This is a genomic window from Neobacillus sp. B4I6, assembly GCF_050434045.1.
In the GTDB taxonomy this organism is placed as follows: Bacteria; Bacillota; Bacilli; order Bacillales; family Cytobacillaceae; genus Neobacillus.
In genome coordinates this window covers 3,743,940-3,762,726 of the sequence record NZ_JBNPWB010000002.1, presented here as the reverse complement: position 1 = coordinate 3,762,726, position 18,787 = coordinate 3,743,940, and the positions used below count along the sequence as shown (strand labels likewise).

At 36.6% G+C, this 18,787-nt stretch carries 19 protein-coding genes; 14 read left to right on the top strand and 5 right to left on the bottom strand.

The window, feature by feature from the left end; all coding sequences use genetic code 11:
* Positions 1-25: 25 nt before the first annotated feature.
* The 3 genes from QF028_RS20755 to QF028_RS20745 all read right to left on the bottom strand — a co-directional run bounded on the left by QF028_RS20755 (position 26) and on the right by QF028_RS20745 (position 2,385).
* Entirely contained in the window at positions 26-613 is a 588-nt protein-coding gene (locus tag QF028_RS20755; RefSeq protein WP_429468368.1) for a YitT family protein, read from the bottom strand.
* Between the two features lie 135 nt (positions 614-748).
* Positions 749-1,756, bottom strand: a complete 1,008-nt coding sequence (locus QF028_RS20750) for an inorganic phosphate transporter (RefSeq protein ID WP_429468365.1) — start codon at positions 1,754-1,756, stop codon at positions 749-751.
* 11 nt (positions 1,757-1,767) lie between these two features.
* Positions 1,768-2,385, bottom strand: coding sequence for a DUF47 domain-containing protein (locus QF028_RS20745; protein ID WP_088085931.1), 618 nt, complete (start codon positions 2,383-2,385; stop codon positions 1,768-1,770).
* Positions 2,386-2,711: 326 nt separating this feature from the next.
* Here QF028_RS20745 and QF028_RS20740 point away from each other — a divergent pair, with 326 nt between their 5' ends.
* Entirely contained in the window at positions 2,712-2,969 is a 258-nt protein-coding gene (locus QF028_RS20740; protein WP_429468362.1) for a GlsB/YeaQ/YmgE family stress response membrane protein, read from the top strand.
* Positions 2,970-3,026: 57 nt separating this feature from the next.
* Here QF028_RS20740 and QF028_RS20735 read toward each other — a convergent pair whose 3' ends face one another.
* Positions 3,027-3,950 (bottom strand): RluA family pseudouridine synthase, encoded by a 924-nt coding sequence (locus tag QF028_RS20735; protein WP_429468359.1) that lies wholly within the window; start codon positions 3,948-3,950, stop codon positions 3,027-3,029.
* Between the two features lie 107 nt (positions 3,951-4,057).
* On the opposite strand from QF028_RS20735, the gene QF028_RS20730 reads away from it, so the two are divergent.
* The gene (locus tag QF028_RS20730; RefSeq protein ID WP_429468356.1) at positions 4,058-4,444 is read left to right on the top strand and encodes a YhcU family protein; all 387 of its coding nucleotides are present in this window, start codon (positions 4,058-4,060) and stop codon (positions 4,442-4,444) included.
* A 537-nt stretch (positions 4,445-4,981) separates the two neighbouring features.
* On the top strand, positions 4,982-6,724 hold the full coding sequence (locus QF028_RS20725) for a phospho-sugar mutase (RefSeq protein ID WP_214999958.1): 1,743 nt from the start codon (positions 4,982-4,984) through the stop codon (positions 6,722-6,724).
* A 147-nt stretch (positions 6,725-6,871) separates the two neighbouring features.
* On the opposite strand, the gene QF028_RS20720 is transcribed toward QF028_RS20725, so the two are convergent.
* The gene (locus QF028_RS20720) at positions 6,872-7,126 is read right to left on the bottom strand and encodes a YhdB family protein (protein ID WP_088085936.1); all 255 of its coding nucleotides are present in this window, start codon (positions 7,124-7,126) and stop codon (positions 6,872-6,874) included.
* A 149-nt stretch (positions 7,127-7,275) separates the two neighbouring features.
* On the opposite strand from QF028_RS20720, the gene QF028_RS20715 reads away from it, so the two are divergent.
* The 11 genes from QF028_RS20715 (at position 7,276) to QF028_RS20665 (ending at position 18,773) form a co-directional block, all read left to right on the top strand.
* Entirely contained in the window at positions 7,276-8,262 is a 987-nt protein-coding gene (locus QF028_RS20715) for a M14 family zinc carboxypeptidase (RefSeq protein WP_429468352.1), read from the top strand.
* Positions 8,263-8,354: 92 nt separating this feature from the next.
* On the top strand, positions 8,355-9,770 hold the full coding sequence (locus QF028_RS20710; protein ID WP_429468349.1) for a SpoVR family protein: 1,416 nt from the start codon (positions 8,355-8,357) through the stop codon (positions 9,768-9,770).
* A 127-nt stretch (positions 9,771-9,897) separates the two neighbouring features.
* A complete protein-coding gene (locus QF028_RS20705; RefSeq protein WP_168242372.1) occupies positions 9,898-10,650 on the top strand; it encodes a GTP cyclohydrolase II in 753 nt (250 codons plus the stop codon).
* Positions 10,643-11,749 (top strand): bifunctional diaminohydroxyphosphoribosylaminopyrimidine deaminase/5-amino-6-(5-phosphoribosylamino)uracil reductase RibD, encoded by a 1,107-nt coding sequence (ribD, locus tag QF028_RS20700; RefSeq protein WP_429468346.1) that lies wholly within the window; start codon positions 10,643-10,645, stop codon positions 11,747-11,749. Before QF028_RS20705 ends, ribD begins: the two co-directional genes overlap by 8 nt.
* Complete coding sequence (locus QF028_RS20695; RefSeq protein WP_410889272.1) at positions 11,749-12,321, top strand: 5' nucleotidase, NT5C type; 573 nt, start codon at positions 11,749-11,751, stop codon at positions 12,319-12,321. Before ribD ends, QF028_RS20695 begins: the two co-directional genes overlap by 1 nt.
* Positions 12,322-12,517: 196 nt before the next feature.
* On the top strand, positions 12,518-13,699 hold the full coding sequence (locus QF028_RS20690) for a hypothetical protein (RefSeq protein WP_429468343.1): 1,182 nt from the start codon (positions 12,518-12,520) through the stop codon (positions 13,697-13,699).
* Between the two features lie 113 nt (positions 13,700-13,812).
* On the top strand, positions 13,813-14,769 hold the full coding sequence (locus QF028_RS20685) for an NAD-dependent epimerase/dehydratase family protein (RefSeq protein WP_429468340.1): 957 nt from the start codon (positions 13,813-13,815) through the stop codon (positions 14,767-14,769).
* Complete coding sequence (locus QF028_RS20680; protein ID WP_429468337.1) at positions 14,750-15,700, top strand: lysylphosphatidylglycerol synthase transmembrane domain-containing protein; 951 nt, start codon at positions 14,750-14,752, stop codon at positions 15,698-15,700. Before QF028_RS20685 ends, QF028_RS20680 begins: the two co-directional genes overlap by 20 nt.
* The gene (locus QF028_RS20675) at positions 15,697-17,145 is read left to right on the top strand and encodes an alkaline phosphatase family protein (protein ID WP_429468334.1); all 1,449 of its coding nucleotides are present in this window, start codon (positions 15,697-15,699) and stop codon (positions 17,143-17,145) included. The genes QF028_RS20680 and QF028_RS20675 overlap by 4 nt, the downstream gene beginning before the upstream one ends.
* A 3-nt stretch (positions 17,146-17,148) precedes the next feature.
* Positions 17,149-17,928: a glycosyltransferase family 2 protein gene (locus QF028_RS20670; protein ID WP_429468331.1), complete on the top strand. Its 780-nt coding sequence runs from the start codon at positions 17,149-17,151 to the stop codon at positions 17,926-17,928.
* 92 nt (positions 17,929-18,020) lie between these two features.
* On the top strand, positions 18,021-18,773 hold the full coding sequence (locus QF028_RS20665; RefSeq protein WP_214999941.1) for a hypothetical protein: 753 nt from the start codon (positions 18,021-18,023) through the stop codon (positions 18,771-18,773).
* The last annotated feature ends 14 nt before the right edge of the window (positions 18,774-18,787 follow it).

Below are 18,787 nucleotides of genomic sequence, written 5' to 3'. Positions count from 1 at the left end.
GCGTTTCTTTTAAATCTTTTTTTTCTCAATAGTAAGGAAAATACTCATTATTATTACCACTAACAGTTAAGGTCGTCATAAAGCCGACACATATGATCGTAAGAAGGGAATAAAAAAAATTTTCTAAACCGACTATTTGAATGCCGCTCGTAATGACTAGACCATCGATTAAGAATATAATGATACCTACATTTATTGAAGTAAATTTGGTTAGAATCTGAGCTAGTAAATCAGTCCCACCCGTACTTGTTTCATAACGAAGCATAAGACCGATGCCAATGCCGACAAGTAATCCACCAATTATTGTACTTGGTAATATACCCAATTGTATTTTTCCGTTCATAAATGAAAGAAAATCAATACAAAACGAAGAAATGATCAGTCCGTGGAGGCTAAAGTAGAAGTAGCGTCGCTCAAAAAACCAGGCTAAGACATATAAAGGTAGACTTAAAAGGATAATACTTAGACCAGTCGGCCATCCGTAAAAATAATGAATGAGTAGCCCTAAGCCGATTACCCCTCCGTCTAGCAAATGATAGGGAACTAAAAATCCATTTACCCCAAGACTCAATAGCAAACTCCCAAGCAGCATAGCTGTAATTTTTTCCTTCACAATCTCACCTCAAAACTTGTCCTCTAACATAAAAATATGAAAGTTCGAGGCATTTAGAAGTGATATCACCAAAAAAAATGATTATTATAAAGGATTAAAAAAACAACCAGGAGAAAAAAATTCCTGGTTGTTTTTTTAAAAGAAGATATTCAAAATAAAATAAATAATACCTGCTAATAAGGAGGTTATTGGTAGTGTAATGACCCACGTAATTAACATCCGCTGAGCAGTACCCCATTTTACCCCTTTAAGACGATGCGAAGCACCTACACCAAGTATTCCTGAAGAGATGACGTGTGTAGTACTAACAGGTAAGTGGATGTAGGTGGCCCCGAAAATGATCGCTGCACCCGTTAAATCCGCTGCAACACCATTAATCGGACGGATCTTCATAATTTTCCCGCCCACTGTTTTAATGATCTTCCATCCGCCAATCGAAGTACCAAGTCCCATTGCAATCGCACAAGAAAGCTGTACCCAAAAAGGAACCTCATCAGTATGCAGATAACCATTAGCTAACAGAGCCATGGTGATAATCCCCATTGATTTTTGTGCATCATTTGTTCCGTGTGAATAGGATTGTAATGCCGCAGTAGCAATCTGGATAAAACGAAAGTTTCGGTTTGTCTTTGTTAAATTGAAGTTCTTAAACATGACTTTAAAAATGCTGTAAACAATATACCCAACTGTGAAAGCTAAGATCGGTGATAGGACTAATGCTTCAAGGATTTTTATAAAACCTTCTGCTTTAATTACGTCAAATCCTTTGGCAGCAATTGCCGCACCAGCAATAGAACCAATAATTGCATGGGAAGAGCTGCTTGGAATACCGTAATACCATGTGAGTAAGTTCCAAATAATAGCCGATAGCAGCGCCGCAAAAATAACAATTGATCCGGTATGACCACCGGTTAGTGAGAATGGATCAACAATATCCTTAGATATGGTTTTGGCTACACCTGTGAATGTTAAAGCACCAACAAAATTCATTACGGCTGCCAGCAAAATTGCTTGGCGTGGCTTTAGAGCTTTTGTTGATACAGAGGTAGCGATTGCATTTGCAGTATCATGGAATCCATTTATAAAGTCAAATGCAAGGGCACCAATTACAATTAAAATCGTTAGAATTAATACAACGCTCATATTTTTGCTCCTTAAGCATTTTTCATGATAATGGTTTCAAGTGTATTAGCAACGGTTTGGCAATAGTCTGCGATATCTTCAAGATTTTCGTAGATTTCTTTATATTGAATGATACGGATTGGATCTTTTTCAACCGTAAATAAATTTTTAATCGACTGGCGTAAGATATTATCACAGTTGGATTCATAATCTTTTATTTTAATCGCATGTTCTCTTATTTGTTGTAACTTTTTATTTGAAAGCAGTTCAACCGCTTTGTCAATTTCATGAACACTGGCTTGAATAGCATCCACAAATTTCTTCATATAGTCATCTGCATTCGTAATGGAGTACATTTCAAATAATGCTGCACATCCTTCAAGGCCATCCAGAACATCATCCATGCTCATAGCTAGATGAAGAATATCTTCACGTTCAATTGGAGTGATGAAAGCATCATTCAATTCTTTGATTACTTCGTGAACGAATGTATCTCCTTTGGTTTCCAGTTCTTTCATTTTCTCTGAGAAAATTTTCAAATCACTCACATTTTTTAATTTATAATCAGTGAAGAAATTTGCACTTTCTTTAAGGTTCGCGGAAATATTACTAAGTAATGCCATAAATTTATCAGTTTTTTTGAATGCCATGTAATTACCCCCATTTTAATTTAAAACGTCTTGTAGACCAACTTAGATATTTTATCTGAAAAATGTCGAAGAAAGAAACAAATTCTATGTAACTTTACAAAAACTTAACATTAGAATTTTTTGAATAGTTCATTTTTAAGATTGAGACTTTTTTACTTTTACCTAAATTCATTGATTTATGTATTAAAGGAAGGTTGTAAGATTTTTTCTTTTCTGAGTATAAAAATGAAAATAGGGTACTTTAAAGGTACAGGTAGCATGAAAATTAAGTACATTTCCACTACTGCCTGAGACAAATAATTGAATACTAAAAAGGAGTGTTCTAAATGAGTTTCATTTGGGCATTAATTATTGGTGGGATTATTGGATGGTTAGCAGGCCTTATCGTTGGAAGAGATATACCGGGCGGCATCATTGGTAACATCATAGCTGGATTTGTTGGGGCGTGGCTTGGGACAGCGATTTTAGGTAACTGGGGGCCTCATGTGGCTGATTTTGCAATAGTACCTGCAATCATTGGTTCTGCAGTATTGGTATTGCTGCTAAGCTTCATTTTGAGAGCCTTTAGAAAAACAGATAAATAACCATTGAAAAAGCCTCCTAAATCAGGAGGCTTTTTCAATGGTTTGTGGTTCAATAACCTAAATTGAATATATGTCAATATCTTTAAAAATAGCAGGTTGATCTAAAAATGGAGCATGACATACAATTTTATCCTGAGTAAATGGGTGAATCAACTCAAGCTTTGCTGCATGGAGTGCTTGTCTTTTAATAATTGCTTTCCCGCCATACAAAGTATCTCCAACTAAAGGATGTCCGAGATGACTTAAGTGAACTCTGATTTGATGGGTTCTCCCAGTATCGAGCCAACATTTAACATAGGATTGTTGTTTGTCTTTGTCTGCCTTTAAGACCATGTAATGGGTAAGTGCCTCTTGACCTGTTGGAGAAACTCTTCTTTTGGTTGCATGATGGCGGTCACGGCCGATTGGATCCTTAATTGTTCCACTTCTATGTTTAACTATCCCATGAACCAAAGCAATGTAGGTTCTTTTAATCTCCCGTTTTTCGAGCATATTGTCCAAAATAGCACCAGCTAAAGCATGTTTAGCAAAAAGGATGGCACCTGATGTATCGCGATCTAATCGATGAACCTGCCGAATGTTTCTTATTTCCCCATTTGATTGCAGATAATATTGCACCGCATTAACAAGGGTATATAGATCGGCTTTTGGGTCATTGGGATGGGTATTCATAAATGGCGGTTTGTTAAGAACCAATACATGGTCGTCCTCATAAAGGATGTCGACATCTATATAGTTTGGTGTGATTAGTAATTCTTCTTCCTCAAAAAGTTTAAATTGCAGCTCCGAACCATGACTAAGAGGGATATTCCAGTTAGCCTGATCCCCATTTAGTAAAACCTTATTTTCCATTCTAAAAAAATGAGTTAATTTTTTGGGGGCTCCCCATACGTTTCGAAAAATATCAGCAATGGTTCTTCCATTCCATTCCAAAGGAATCGTTAGTTGAAACCATTCACCCATTCGCATTGTTTTTAGCATTTAATTCTCCTTCAGGTTATAATTACCACCGTAAATACGGTCTTTGTTATGTTATTCTAATGATATACAATCAGACAGAAATAAGCGATGGCAAAGGTGGGTTAAAAGTGAAAATTGTTTTTGCCTCCACACCAAGTCAGGAAGAAGAAATTAATGAACTGGTGAGGTACATCTATTCGGATATTTTTCCTCTTTACTATACCGATGAGGAAATTAATCAATTTGAACAGTTAAAGGTTTTGCATACATCTGAAGATTTTAACACATTAAAAGATGCCTTTCAGGTAATGACAAGTATTCAAACATTAATCTCTATTCTTGAGGCCTCTCAACTTGATGTTCAGTATACATTATTATTTAATAAGAATGTTGAGACCTTACAGGAATTTGGATTATTTTTTCCATTTAAATATGAACATTTTGAAGATGCAAAATGTATCAGAGCAAACATGCTAAGTATTTATTCTAATGCTGATAATGAGTTGCTAGTATAATGAAGTCTGCAAAATTGCAGGCTCAGATTGTCGAGAAAGGGTATTTTTCTCGGCAATTTTTTATTCTCAGCATTTAATTATTCATTGTACCTGCTAATGGGCCTGTTGATTTGCGCGGAAGGCACGCAGACTCCTGCGGGAGTACGGGGCAGGGGAGACCCCGCAGGCGCTTCAGCGCCGAGGAGGCTCCCCGGCACGCCCGCGGAAAGCGAAGTGCCTGGAGCGCAAATCAACAGACATGTTGCAAAGCCTATATATTAATAATATTATAACGAATTAATGCGGTGAATAGTTAAAGTTATTGTAGAAAATAAAAGGCTGTCGAAAGTTTCTCGACAGCCTGAGTCTGCAAAATTGCAGGCTTTTATTTTTTTTCTATTAGTAATGAGTAATTTTAAGGTAATATAGTAAAAGGAAAGAAATTAACAATTATATATTACTGCGAAAATTGTCGTCTAATTTCAGTAGATTTTTAAAGGAGTAACAAACATGAAATTAGAAACAATATAGAGTAGACAGAAACTGGAGGGGACACCAATGGATTGGAAGAAAAAAGCAAAAAGTTGGATAGAATTTGAAGGATTAGATGCTGAATTAAGAAATCAATTAACAGAAATAGTGAAGAATGAAGGGCAGTTAGAAGAGGTTTTTTATAAGAATTTAGAATTTGGAACTGGGGGTATGAGAGGCGAAATCGGAGTTGGTACTAACCGAATGAACCTTTATACTGTGCGCAAAGCCTCAGCTGGTTTAGCGGGATACATAGAAAACCAAGGTATAGAAGCGAAACAACGCGGTGTTGTGATTGCTTTTGATTCCCGTCATAAGTCACCAGAATTTGCAATGGAGGCCGCTAAAACGTTAGCCTCAAAAGGAATCCAAACATATGTATTTGAAGAATTAAGGCCTACCCCTGAATTATCATTTGCGCTAAGATATTTAAATGCCTTTTCAGGAATTGTCATCACTGCAAGCCATAATCCGCCTGAATATAACGGATTTAAGGTATATGGTTCAGATGGCGGCCAACTTCCTCCAGATGGAGCAGATAAGGTTATTGCCAAGGTAAATGAGATCGAGAATGAATTACTAATTGAGGTTGATAGTGAAGCAAACTTAAGAGCTGCCGGATTAATTAAAACGATCGGTGCTGAAATTGATAATGCTTATATTGAGAAATTAAGAACTATTTCAGAGAATCCAAACCTTGCTGAAGAAACTGATATTAAAATCGTCTTTACCCCTTTACATGGAACTGCTAATAAGCCTGTCCGTGCGGCTTTATCTGCATTGGGCTATAAAAATGTAACAATCGTTAAAGAACAAGAACTTCCAGATCCGGAATTCTCGACTGTAAAAAGTCCTAACCCTGAAGAACATGCAGCCTTTGAATTGGCCATTCGTGATGGAAAAGAAGTAGGAGCGGATCTTCTCATTGCTACAGATCCCGATGCCGATCGATTAGGTATTGCTGTGCGCAATCCTGAAGGAGAATATGTTGTTCTTACAGGAAACCAAACAGGTGCTTTGTTACTTGATTACATTATCACACAGAAAAAGGAAAAAGGAACACTCCCGGAAAATGGAGTTGTTTTAAAAACTATTGTTACATCAGAAATTGGCAGGAAAATTGCTACAGCTTTTGATTTAGAAACAGTTGATGTCTTAACCGGATTTAAATTTATCGCTGAAAAGATCAATGAATATGAGGCATCAGGTGATCGGAAATTCCTATTTGGATATGAAGAATCCTATGGCTATTTAATTGGTGACTTTGCTAGGGATAAGGATGCAGTCCAAGCGGCTCTACTAGCAACCGAAGTGTGTGCTTTTTATAAGAAACAAGGAAAAACCCTCTATCAAGGAATGATGGAAGTATTTGAAAAGTATGGTTATTACCAAGAAGGCCTACGTTCCTTAACCTTAAAAGGAAAGGAAGGGGCGGAGACAATCCAACAATTATTGGCTTCTTTCCGATCAGAGCCAATTACGAGTCTTGGAAACTTGACTACCTTCACGACGGAGGATTACTTAACAAGCATCCGTGTAAAGAATAATGGAGAAGAAGAAATTGATTTACCAAAATCGAATGTTTTAAAATATACTTTCGAGGATGGTTCATGGGTTTGTTTAAGACCATCAGGAACAGAGCCGAAGGTGAAATTCTATTTTGGAGTCAATAGTAAAAGTTTAGAAGAAAGCAAGATAAAACTAAAATCGATTGAAAATGATTTTATGGCTTTAGTTGACGATAAAATGAAAATGGTTCAAGAAATTTAATCCAATTTTAATAAGATCTAAGAACATCATCATGAAAAGAAAAAATTAAAACACGGCTTCCATTTCAGGAAGCCGTGTTTTTTTGGTGGAATTCTTTGGTCCGGTTGTAATAAGTTTCTCAGGCAGAAATTGTATTCACTTATCATTTTAGGAAAGACTATACATCGGTATCTCATTAGGGTCAGGCTCTACGGTTTCATTCGCATGGTCAATGTAGCGAAGAAGGTTATATAGTTTGGTTTCAATTACACTGTAATCACGTTCGAAATTGTAGGCATGCAGGAATTGTTCAATTCTTTTCGATAAAAATTGGTCTTTTGTTCGTACCATTAAAATCAGCAAATTATCCCACTCAGATCGATGTGTATAATATAAAGCTCGATCATAATCCATTTTATTCATTTTTTTTATCTCCTCCTTATTAGGAGTTGAGATTATTGTATGATATTTAGACGATAACTTTCACAGCAAATGTTGGACACCCATTGTTTACGCGTTTTTCAACATTTACCTGTATATATTCTTGTCATTATGAACAAGGCGGAGGCGCTATGGTTAAAATTATAATTTGTGTCATGCTCTTTTTATCCCTACAACTGGAAAATGTCGCAAGCGCTAAAATTGTCAAAGCTGATAAACCGTATACTTATGAAATGTTAGAAAATGACCTTTCAATAATTAACGAAAAGTATCAAGAAAAAATAAAAATCAAATCGATCGGTACGTCTCACTTTGGGCGGGATATTTGGGCAATCAAGCTCGGAAAGGGCAAGAAAAATGTGGTTTTGATTGGCTCGCATCATGGGCGGGAGTGGCTGACAAGCTTAATGTTAATGAAAATGCTTGAGTCTTATGCAGCTTCCTATGAGGAGAAGGGTCTTTTCGGATTTAAATCCAATCATATTCTTAATGAAGTATCATTATGGTTTGTGCCAATGTTAAATCCAGATGGAGTGGCCATTCAACAGAATGATCTTAAAAGTTTTCCATCTACACATCAGAAACTTTTGGTGAAAATAAATGAAGGATCAGATAACTTTAAACGATGGAAAGCAAACGGCATGGGCATAGATTTAAATAGGCAATATCCAGCTGGGTGGGAAAATCTTAATCCTGATCCTGTTTCACCCTCCTATAAACTTTATAAAGGAAAAAAACCATTAGAATCAAAAGAAGTACTCTCCTTAACGAAATTTATTAAGGAAATTAACCCTTCAATTGCAGTTGCTTATCATACAGCGGGAAGAGAAATTTATTGGAATTATAAAAATGGCAAGCATCTTACACGTGATAAACTTGTTGCTAAAAAAATTTCGAAATTAACCGGCTATAAATTAGCCAAACCTGAAAAAAACGCAGTGGGAGGCGGTTTCACGGATTGGTTTATCACTACTTATCACAGACCGGCCATGACCATTGAAATTAGTTATTTAGTTGGCGAAACAAATCCCCCCATCTCAATTTTTAAACAGGAATGGAAACGGAATCGACATGTTGGCTTGAAACTTGCAGTGGAAGCCAAAAAAATCTCTGATTAAAGCAATACTAGCCTATTGTTTTTTCTATCTTGTTTCATCATTCCCCTTTTTCCTTCATACATTGTGGTAAGAGGAAAAGGGGGAATGGCAAAATGGATGTGGAAGGTCGTAATTCACTCGAATATGCGATCAGTGAAATCACTGAAATAGCAACCGGGTTTGGTTTGGATTTTTATCCAATGCGTTATGAAATCTGTCCTGCCGAAATTATTTATACATTTGGGGCTTATGGTATGCCAACCCGATTTTCACATTGGAGCTTCGGCAAGCAATTCCACAAAATGAAACTTCATTATGATTTAGGGCTGAGTAAAATTTATGAATTAGTTATCAATTCAAACCCATGCTATGCTTTTTTGCTTGATTCCAATACACTTATTCAAAATAAACTAATTGTTGCCCATGTTTTAGCACACTGTGACTTCTTTAAAAATAATGTTCGTTTTCAAAATACAAAACGTGATATGGTCGAAAGTATGGCTGCCACAGCAGAAAGAATTCAACAATATGAAGTTCAATATGGTAAAAAAGAGGTGGAAACCTTTTTAGATGCAGTATTGGCTATTGATGAACATATAGACCCGTCGCTTATGAGGCCAAAGTTATCTTGGTCCATTGGAGACGATGAGGAAGATGATGACCTAGACCTTCAAGTAGCAACGCCATACGATGATCTGTGGAGATTGGATGAAAAAGATAAAAAGGAGACCAATCAACCGCGGAAAAAGAAATTTCCTCCAAGGCCAGAAAAGGATCTGTTGCTATTTATTGAAACATATAGCAGAGAGTTAGAGGATTGGCAGCGGGATATCTTAACTATGATGCGGGAGGAAATGCTCTACTTCTGGCCGCAGCTTGAAACGAAAATTATGAACGAAGGCTGGGCTTCCTATTGGCATCAACGAATTTTACGGGAAATGGATTTAACGAGCGGTGAGGCAATCGAGTTTGCTAAATTGAATGCGGGAGTTGTACAGCCATCAAAAACGGGCATTAATCCTTATTACCTTGGAATAAAGATTTTTGAGGATATTGAAGAACGCTATAACAATCCAACGGAAGAGATGAAGCGAAGAGGCGTGGTTCCAGGATCAGGGCGGGAAAAAATGTTTGAGGTCCGTGAAGTAGAATCCGATATATCTTTTCTTCGCAATTACTTAAATAAGGACCTTGTCATGCGAGAAGATATGTATCTTTTCCAAAAACAAGGAAGAGACTACAAAATTGTTGATAAACAATGGGAACAGATTCGTGATCAACTTGTAAATATGCGCGTAAATGGAGGTTTCCCTTACATCACTGTCAATGATGGCGATTATTTAAAAAATGGGGAACTATATCTAAAACACTGGTATGAAGGGGTGGAACTCGACGTTAAATATCTAGAAAAAGTTCTTCCGTATATCCAACAGCTTTGGGGCAGACCTGTTCATATCGAATCGATGATTGAAGATAGAAAAATGTTATTTTCTTATGATGGTAAAGGAGTCCATCGTAAATATTTGTAATTTCTTGAGGCTATCTTGTACTATCAAGATAGCCTATTTTTATTTATGCGTAATAGGAGAGAGGAAATCATTTCATGAATGTATTTGTTAATGTTGTTAAAACTATTCTTAAAAAGGGGATAAATAAATGAAACAAGCTCTTAACTCTAAAGTTCTTTCAGTTTTAGAAGACAAGATTCAATTAATAAAAACAGAAAAAGGTGCGATATATTTAGTAGGACCGATCCGGCTTCCCGTTAATTTATACGGAGAAACAGTTGTCTTCAAATGGTATTGTTGGCTAAATTGTGATGAGGTAACAGAGGATTTTGAAAGAATTATTGATAAGTTATCTTCTGCAAATTTAGCAGAGTTTCAACAATCAAGCGTTTTAGTATATGGTGACTTTGAATATGAAGATGATGTCATTATTAGAATGCATTCCATCTGCCATACGGGAGATATATTTGGAAGCAAGCGATGTGATTGTGGATTCCAATTAAAACAATCAATGAAAATGATCTCCGAACATGGAACAGGGGCATTATTTTATCTAGCTAACCACGAAGGAAGAGGAATTGGCTTATTCAGTAAGGCAATGGCATATGTTCTTCAAGAAAACGGCTATGACACGGTTGAAGCAAATGAAGGCCTTGGTTTTGTCGATGATTCTAGAAACTATGGGGATGCTATTCAAGTCCTTAAAGCATTACGCTCTAAACCAGTCACACTTATGACTAACAATCCAAAAAAATTGGAAGCATTAAAAAGTGCTGGTTTAGTGGTAGCAGGCAGAAAGCCTTTGTGGGGAGATGTATCAGAGTATAACGAAAAATATCTGCAGACAAAAGTAAATAAGTCAGGTCATATAGGAGATAAGGGGACTTGTCCAAATGACTAACCATGAATTCTATATGGAGTTAGCTCTTAAAAATGCTAGTGCAATGAAAGGCCAAACAGACCCAAATCCACTAGTAGGGGCTGTGATTGTGAATGATAACCGAGTAGTGGGAATCGGAGCCCATTTAAAAGCTGGCGAGCCTCATGCTGAGATTCACGCTCTCCGTATGGCTGGCGAAGCAGCAAAAGGCGGAACCATTTATGTTACATTAGAACCATGTTCCCACTATGGCAGGACAGGCCCATGTGCTGTTGCAATAGTAGAAGCCGGTATTAAAACAGTCGTAATTGCCACACTTGATCCAAATCCTGTTGTGTCAGGGAATGGAGTAAAAATTCTAAAAGACGCAGGAATTGAAGTAATAATCGGGGTTCATCAAGAGGAATCCCAAAAGATGAATGAAGTATTCAATAAATTCATTGTGGAGAAAAAACCATTTGTCACCTTAAAATCAGGGATTACTTTAGATGGGAAAATAGCCACTTATGCATCAAACAGTAAATGGATTACTTCGGAACAATCCAGACATGATGTCCATCTTCTGAGAAATGAAAATATGGCTATTCTTGTAGGGGTTAATACAGTAATAAAAGACAACCCAGAATTGACAGCGCGAATTCCAAATGGAAGAAATCCAATTCGTGTTATTTTGGATTCTACTTTAAAGATCCCTATAGATTCAAAAGTTGTAACAGATAACCTTGCTGAAACTTGGATATTTACGTGTCAGAAATATGATCAGGATAAGGAAAAAACATTAAAGTCCTTAGGGATGAAAGTCTTTCCTACCAATGGGGTGGAAAAAGTAAATCCTAAAGATGTCATGGAAATATTAGGTGAGCACCTTATCTCATCCGTATTAATTGAAGGTGGGGGCACCATAAATGCTTCTTTTCTTGAAAATAATTGTATTGATAAAGTAATTCTTTATTTTGCACCCAAATTAATTGGTGGAAAGGATGCACCTACTTTCTTAGAGGGGGCAGGAATAGAGAAAATGTCTGATGCAGTGGATTTAGTGGATACATCGATTATTAAAATTGGAAAAGACTTTAAATTTATTGGCTATCCGATTTATTCAAAAGAGGGAATTATGTGATGAGATTTGGTTTTGATATCGATGATACATTAATAAATCTACGCGAGCATGCCTTTAACATTTACAATCAAAGGTTGAATCAGAATGTTCCGATCGAAGTTTTTCATAGCTTAAAAAGAGTAGAGATACATGAACCCTTTGGATTAACAGATGAACAAGGGCAAGAAATGTGGCGTAATTCTTTAGAAGAAATTTATTATACGTCATGTCCTGCTTTTCCAGATGCTGTCGAAACTTTACAAGAACTAGAGAAGAAGGGGCATGAAATCTTTTATATTACGGCTAGGCCCAAAGAACATGGGGAAAGAACGAAAGAATGGTTAAAAGAAAACGGTTTTCCTGTTCATGAGGAGAGGTTTTTTTATGGAATGCAGGATCATGAAAAGGTAGAAATCATTAAAAAATTAAAACTCGATTATTATTTTGATGATAAACCAGAGGTTTTAAATACATTATTAAACGAATCAATTAAAATTTTTCTCAGGGATCAATCCTATAATCGGCATTTAAATTTACCGAGAATTATAAATTGGAGTGACCTTGAGGAAACAATTAAAGATAAAGCGAAATAAAAGTCGAGTTTTATTGTGTGTTAAAGCTATCTTGTAAAGACAAGATGGCTTTTTAATATATATAGGTTAAAAATGTGACTATTTAGTTAAATATAATAAAACAAGTTGACACTGATAATCATTCTCTTTATAATCATAGTTGTGAATGATAATCATTATCAAATATAAAAATTATACAAACCGGGGGAAAATCACAATGTCAATCAAATTTAAACTTCTAGCAGCAATGGCAGCACTTTCATTAGTTCTCGGAGCTTGTGGGAAAGCGGAAGAAACCGCTAGTAAACCAAAGGTAGAGAACAAGGAAAAAGTATCAGAGAAGAAAGAAGCAGAAGCAGAAGAAAAAGAAAAAGTAGAGTATGCTGATGTATTTAAAGAAGCTATTACGGAACTTGAAAAAGCAAAAGAAGGTAAAGATGTTGATTTTGACAAAGTGACAGATTTATATAATTCGAATTTAAAAGAGTTAGTTCAAAAGAGAGACGCAGAATTTGAAGATACAATTGATGAAAAAATCACTGCAGCTCTATCAGCTGGTAAAGATGGTTCAATGGATAAAGTAATCGTAAAACAAATCTTTGATAAATTAATGCAAAAGGTATTTTATACATCTATTAAACACGATTTTACAGAAGTAACTGAAAAATGGGGCAAAACTGAAGAAGTCAATGCAGAATTAGAAGAAGCAAAAGGATATTATGCCATTCTAAAATCAACTGTAGATAAGCGTGATGCAGCTTATGGAACAAACCTTGTCAGTGTAATTGATGGCGGATTTAGCGAAATAGAAACAGCAATTAAAAACAATGATCAACTAAGCTTTAACTTAGGTAAGCAAGTGGTTGACAAAACGTTAATGAAGACCTTCTATCTTGCAACGGGTGCACTTCCAAATGGATATGCAACAAAGGCTGCAGCTGAAGCGGGGAAAGATGCTGCTTTAGCCAAAGTAGAACAGGCAGAAGGCTGGGCATTCTTCCAATCTTTATATAGCTATTTGAACAAACATGCAGCTGATGAAACTGCATTAATTGAAAAACAATTCAATCTTGAATCTGATGTAAAAGCAGTTGATCCAGCTGCTGTTAATAAAGCTTTTGTTCGTGGTTTTGCAAAAATTGCCATTTCTGAGTATGGTGAGAGTAAAGAATTATTAGGTGAAGATAAAGCTGTTATCACTGGTTTAGAGGGTGCGTTATTCATCGATATCATCGGCGAAGATATCAAGCCCCTTCTTGGAGAAGATGGTTATAAGACATTAACTGAAAAAGCACAGAAATATGTTGAAACAGCAAAAGCCAAAGATAAAGCTGCTGGTGAAGCACAATTGAACGAGTTAATTTCCACTCTGAATACAATCGTAGAAAAAGCGAAATAATGCAGAGGAAAAACCTTGTTAACTTACGCAAGGTTTTTCCTTTTTTCTCTGATATGAGAGAATAATGTACATAATAAGTCGTGATGACCAACTAGGTATAGAGGTGTTATACATTGAAAGTAATTGTTACTGGCGGAGCAGGGTTTATTGGCTCCCATCTTACAAGGAAATTGTTAACGGAAGGCCATGAGGTTTTAATCATCGATGAACTGCATCCTTACTATTCTGTTGCTAGGAAAAAACGACAGCTAGAATTTGCACGTGGAGCAGGAGAGTTCGCTTTCATTCAAAAAAGTCTTCTAAATGACGAAGCGGAAGTAAAGGAAATCTTTCTTTCCTACAAGCCAGAAATGGTAATACACCTAGCGGCCATTCCTGGAGTATCACATTCAATAGCGGCCCCGAATGAGTATGTTGACTACGATATTAAAGCCACCATTAATGCACTGCGATTTGCGGGTCAATCAAACGTAAAACATTTTATTTTTGCTTCTTCCTCATCGGTTTACGGAGAACAAAAGAACGTTCCGCTTCAAGAAGAGATGGCGATGGGAAAGGTGGTATCTCCTTATGCAGCAGCTAAATTTGGGGCTGAATCCTTTTGCCATGCCTATTCTTCATTATTTGACTATAAAATTTCTATCCTTCGCTTTTTTACCGTTTATGGACCCTGGGGTAGGCCAGATATGGCCATTACAGGGTTTATTAAAAATTTGCTGAATAAACAGGAAATTACATTGTTTGGAAATAGAACGGCTAGGGACTATACATATATAGATGATTGTATAACAGGGATCATTAGTGCTTTTAACCAAACTGAAAGGGTCGGTACCTATAATATAGGGTCTGGTAAACCGATTTTTATTGAGGAATTAGTTGAGTATTTAAAGCAGCATTTTCCTGATATAACTGTAAAACAAGGTGGTTTTCGCCAAGGGGATGTCAATTCCACATGGGCGGATATTTCGAAGGCACATCAACAGCTAGGATTTTCCCCATCTATATCTTTTTCAGAGGGACTTGCTAAAACGATAGAATGGGCCAAAAAGCATGTTTCGGAAATCAGTTAAACGTTTGGTTAAAGTGATGGGATTCATTTTGGCAGGAATTTTTATCCTGTTGTCCTGGCGATATTTTCATGCTGAAAACTTTTTAAATGGGTCCAAAAAATTTTTCTTGGGGAATCCTTTGATTATCATAGTTGTTACCGTGGGTTACCTATCCTCATTTATCCTCAGAGCAGAGGCGTGGAGATTATATCTAGGAAAGAAAGCCAAGTTTATAAGCTGTTTACAAGGCATTCTCTTAAGTCTTTTCGTAAATCATATCACTCCAATAAAGGTTGGGGATGCGGTAAGGGTCGGGGTGTTGTCCTGGAAGGAAAAAAACATAAGTCCTGATATTTCAGCACATTCTGTAGTTGTGCTCAGATCGCTTGATATGTTGTTCCTAATGTTATTTTCCATAATAGGACTTGTTGCTTTTTCCAAAGCGTTTATCTTCCACTTGTCATTAGGAGTATTGCTTATTTTAGGTTTAAGCATTCTAATAGGAGGATTTATAGTCTTTAAATACTGTCCACTCTTTGTGGAAAAGCATATCTTATTATTAAGAACAAGCTTTAAGGGCTGGAATTTTGTTTATATTTTTTTCTTGATTGGATTAAGCTGGGCAATGGAAGGCGCTGTTTTGTGGGGAGTAACAGCTTCGTTAGGTGATGGTCTTTCTATTTATAAGTCAATTTGGGTCAATTCTATTACTGTCGGTGGGCAGGTATTTCAAATTACACCTGGGGGAATATCTACATACGAATCAGTCATGACTGCGGCTTTAACAAGTTTTGGGTTTCCGACAAAGGATGGATATATGGTTGCTCTTATTAGCCATAGTTATAAGTTTATTTTTTCCTATTTCGTTGGTTTCTTGCTATTGATTCATTCACCTGCATCAAATTTTAAACAAATAAAAGTGTTTCTAAGAATGAGAGGAAGACAAAAATGAAAAAAGCATCTTCTTTTGAAAAAGTGGCGGCAAGGTGTTGGAACCTTCTGAATGAAGGGAAGCCGTTTACTCCAATATTTACAATCGGTACCATGTTGATTTATTCCCTGTCTAAGTTGGGATCCCCTTCTTACAATTTAGATCTATTCTTAGGGTTATTAGCCATCTTACCTCTATTAATTATTTACTACCTGTACGATTATCCATTATTTCTTAGAAACTATTTATGGATCCCATTTACGGCCTTTCTTATCATTTGGGATCATGTAAATCTTAGTTTGCTTTTTACTGGCATTGGTTTATATTTCTTCTTTACAGTCTTTTTTTGGGGCACATTTTATTATCATTTGCGCATCGGTACCTCATGGCTGAATTTTACCCGGTTCTGGAAACTCGTTTTAAAAAATAGTGATTCAACAAGTGGGAATGCCCAAGAACAACTGCCAAAGTTTCTTTTGTTATTATCACTTTGGAATTTGACTATTGAGAAGCAAACCTGGTCGGGAAGTGAAATTGGAGTCATCGTATTCTTCTATTTAGGAATTCTATTGTTTTCTTGGATTCTTCATAAAAATCTGTTCGATTGGAAGCCGAAGATTATCCCTACCTTTACTTCTAATGTTGATGAGCGGACAGATGCCATTAATAAGAAAGTTATTGTTATGGTCATTGACGGAATGAGGAAAGAGCGTTTTGAAGAAGCGAACACTCCCTTTCTCGACTATTTGAGAAAAAATGGAACAGACTATACTAGAATGGAAACCGTATATCCAGCAAGAACTGTCGTTTGTTTTTCATCGATGTTTTCAGGGACTTACCCATTTGAACATGGAATCAAGTCGAATATGGTTTGGAAGCAGGGTATTAAAGTAGAGAGCGTATTTGACACATTAAGAAAAGTTGGGAAAAAGGGTTCATTATTAGCGGTAGCCCATCTCGTTGATTCCTTTGGAAAGGATGTAGAGACATTCACAGCCGTAATGCACAATAATGTTGTCGATCGTAAAATTATTGATCGAGCGAAAAATATCATGGAAGAACAGGATCCCGATTTGCAAATTGTGCAATTAATAAGTACAGACCAAACTGGACATAGCCGAGGAGTATTATATAACGAATATATTCAAAAAATCGAAGAGGCTGACGCCTTAGTTAAAGAATATTTTGAGTGGTTAAAAGAGAAAGGTAAGCTTGAAAATTACACGTTTATTGTTTGTGCTGACCATGGTCAAGCTGATGGAATTGGTGGACATGGCCACCTCGATGAAGGTGAAAGATTCGTACCGTTCTTTATGTATGGTCCCTCTATTGAAACAGGAAAAAGTGTGGAGGAAAAGCATAGCTTGGTTTCCCTCGCTTCAACGATTTCCTATTTGTTGGGGGCACCATATCCAAGTCACAGCCGTGGTCCAGTATTAATAGAGGCAGTAAGGAAGGATGTTTAATAAATGGAGCAGCAAAAAGTAATTGTCTTTCTTCCAGCTTTCAATGAGGAAGAGTCGATTGCCCAAGTCATTCAAAAAATACCAAGAGATTTCGATCCAAAGGTGAAGGTAGAGGTTTTAGTGATAAATGATGGCTCTAATGATCGAACGGTCGAGCAGTCCTGGAAAGCAGGGGCAGATTATGTCCATACCTTTGCTAAAAACCTTGGATTAGGTGCTGCTGTTCGTAAAGGGCTGGAGCTTTGTGTTTTAAATGGAGCAGATATTGGTGTCATGATTGATGCTGATAATGAATACCCTGCTGATCAGATTCCTGATATTGTAAAACCCATCTTAATGGGAACAGCTGATTATGTAATGGGTTCCCGTTTCCTTGGAACTATTGAAGGAATGCGGTGGAACAGGAGAATCGGGAATTATTGTTTTACATTTCTACAAGCTCTTATACTAAAAAAATGGATTTATGATGGACAGTCTGGGATGAGAGCTTTTTCTAGACAAGCTATGGAAGAAGCTGAAATTGTTCATGATTACAATTATGCGCAAGTTGTCACGCTGAATCTCATTAGAAAAGGCTTTCGGATGAAAGAAGTCCCAATTCGATATCAGGTCCGTAAAGCAGGGGAATCATTTATCAAGTTTCGTAGTTATATGACATCGGTCTTACCCGCCATTTTAAAAGAAATGAGAAGGCCAGTGAAAAAGGTGATCCATAATAGGACAACATCTGGTGCAAGAGACAGGGAATTACACCTTTTGAAAGCAAGGGAGATTAATAAGTAAGAAAATATGATAAATATGTGACATTCTAAATCCTTGCATTGACAGCGAGGATGATAATCATTATCATTATTCATGTAGGAGGGAAATTCTTAATGAAGAAATTTTTTGGATTATTTTTTACTTTCGCATTAATTTTTTACAGCATTCCTTTAAGTAGTGCTTTTGCCTATTCCTATGGTGATCCGAATGAGGAGAAGGTAGCTGAGGTGTACAAAGAAATGGTAGTGAAGCTTGATGAGAATCCTCCCAATTACAATTCCGCCAAAAAAAACTTTGAAACTGTTAAAGAAGAGATTGATATGCATATGGGCCAAGAGCCTGCTAAGCTAATTCTGAGTAACCTTAAAGATAAGGACAAGGAAGCCACCATTAACAATATGGAAAAACTACTGGTTTTAAATATTGCGAGGCGTTTAGAGAGTATTGAAAAGGACTTTGCTGAATATGACACAACGAAAAGACTCCTAGCTAAAGCCTTTGCTACATACGATGCGTTGTCTCCTAAAGTGGAAACTGAAAAACCTGAGAATGATAAGAAAATCAGAACCGATTTTGATCAGGCCCTTGAAGCATTGGGGAATCCTGGACTGTTTGGTGTCGGGAAAAAAGAAGCGAATTTAGACGCATTTAAGGAAAATAAAGACGAGATTTTAAACTCATTAAAAACTGAATTCAACATAAAAAGTCTTGAAGTCGGGCATTTTTCTGAAAGTGCTACAGAATCTGGGACTGTAAAAAAAGACTGGACGGATATTTCGAATATCCGAAACTGGGTACCGCTTGTATTAATCGCAGGTATAATAATAGCGGTAATCATAGTTGTTATCCGCAGAAGAAGAAAATAGAAATTAGGAAATAT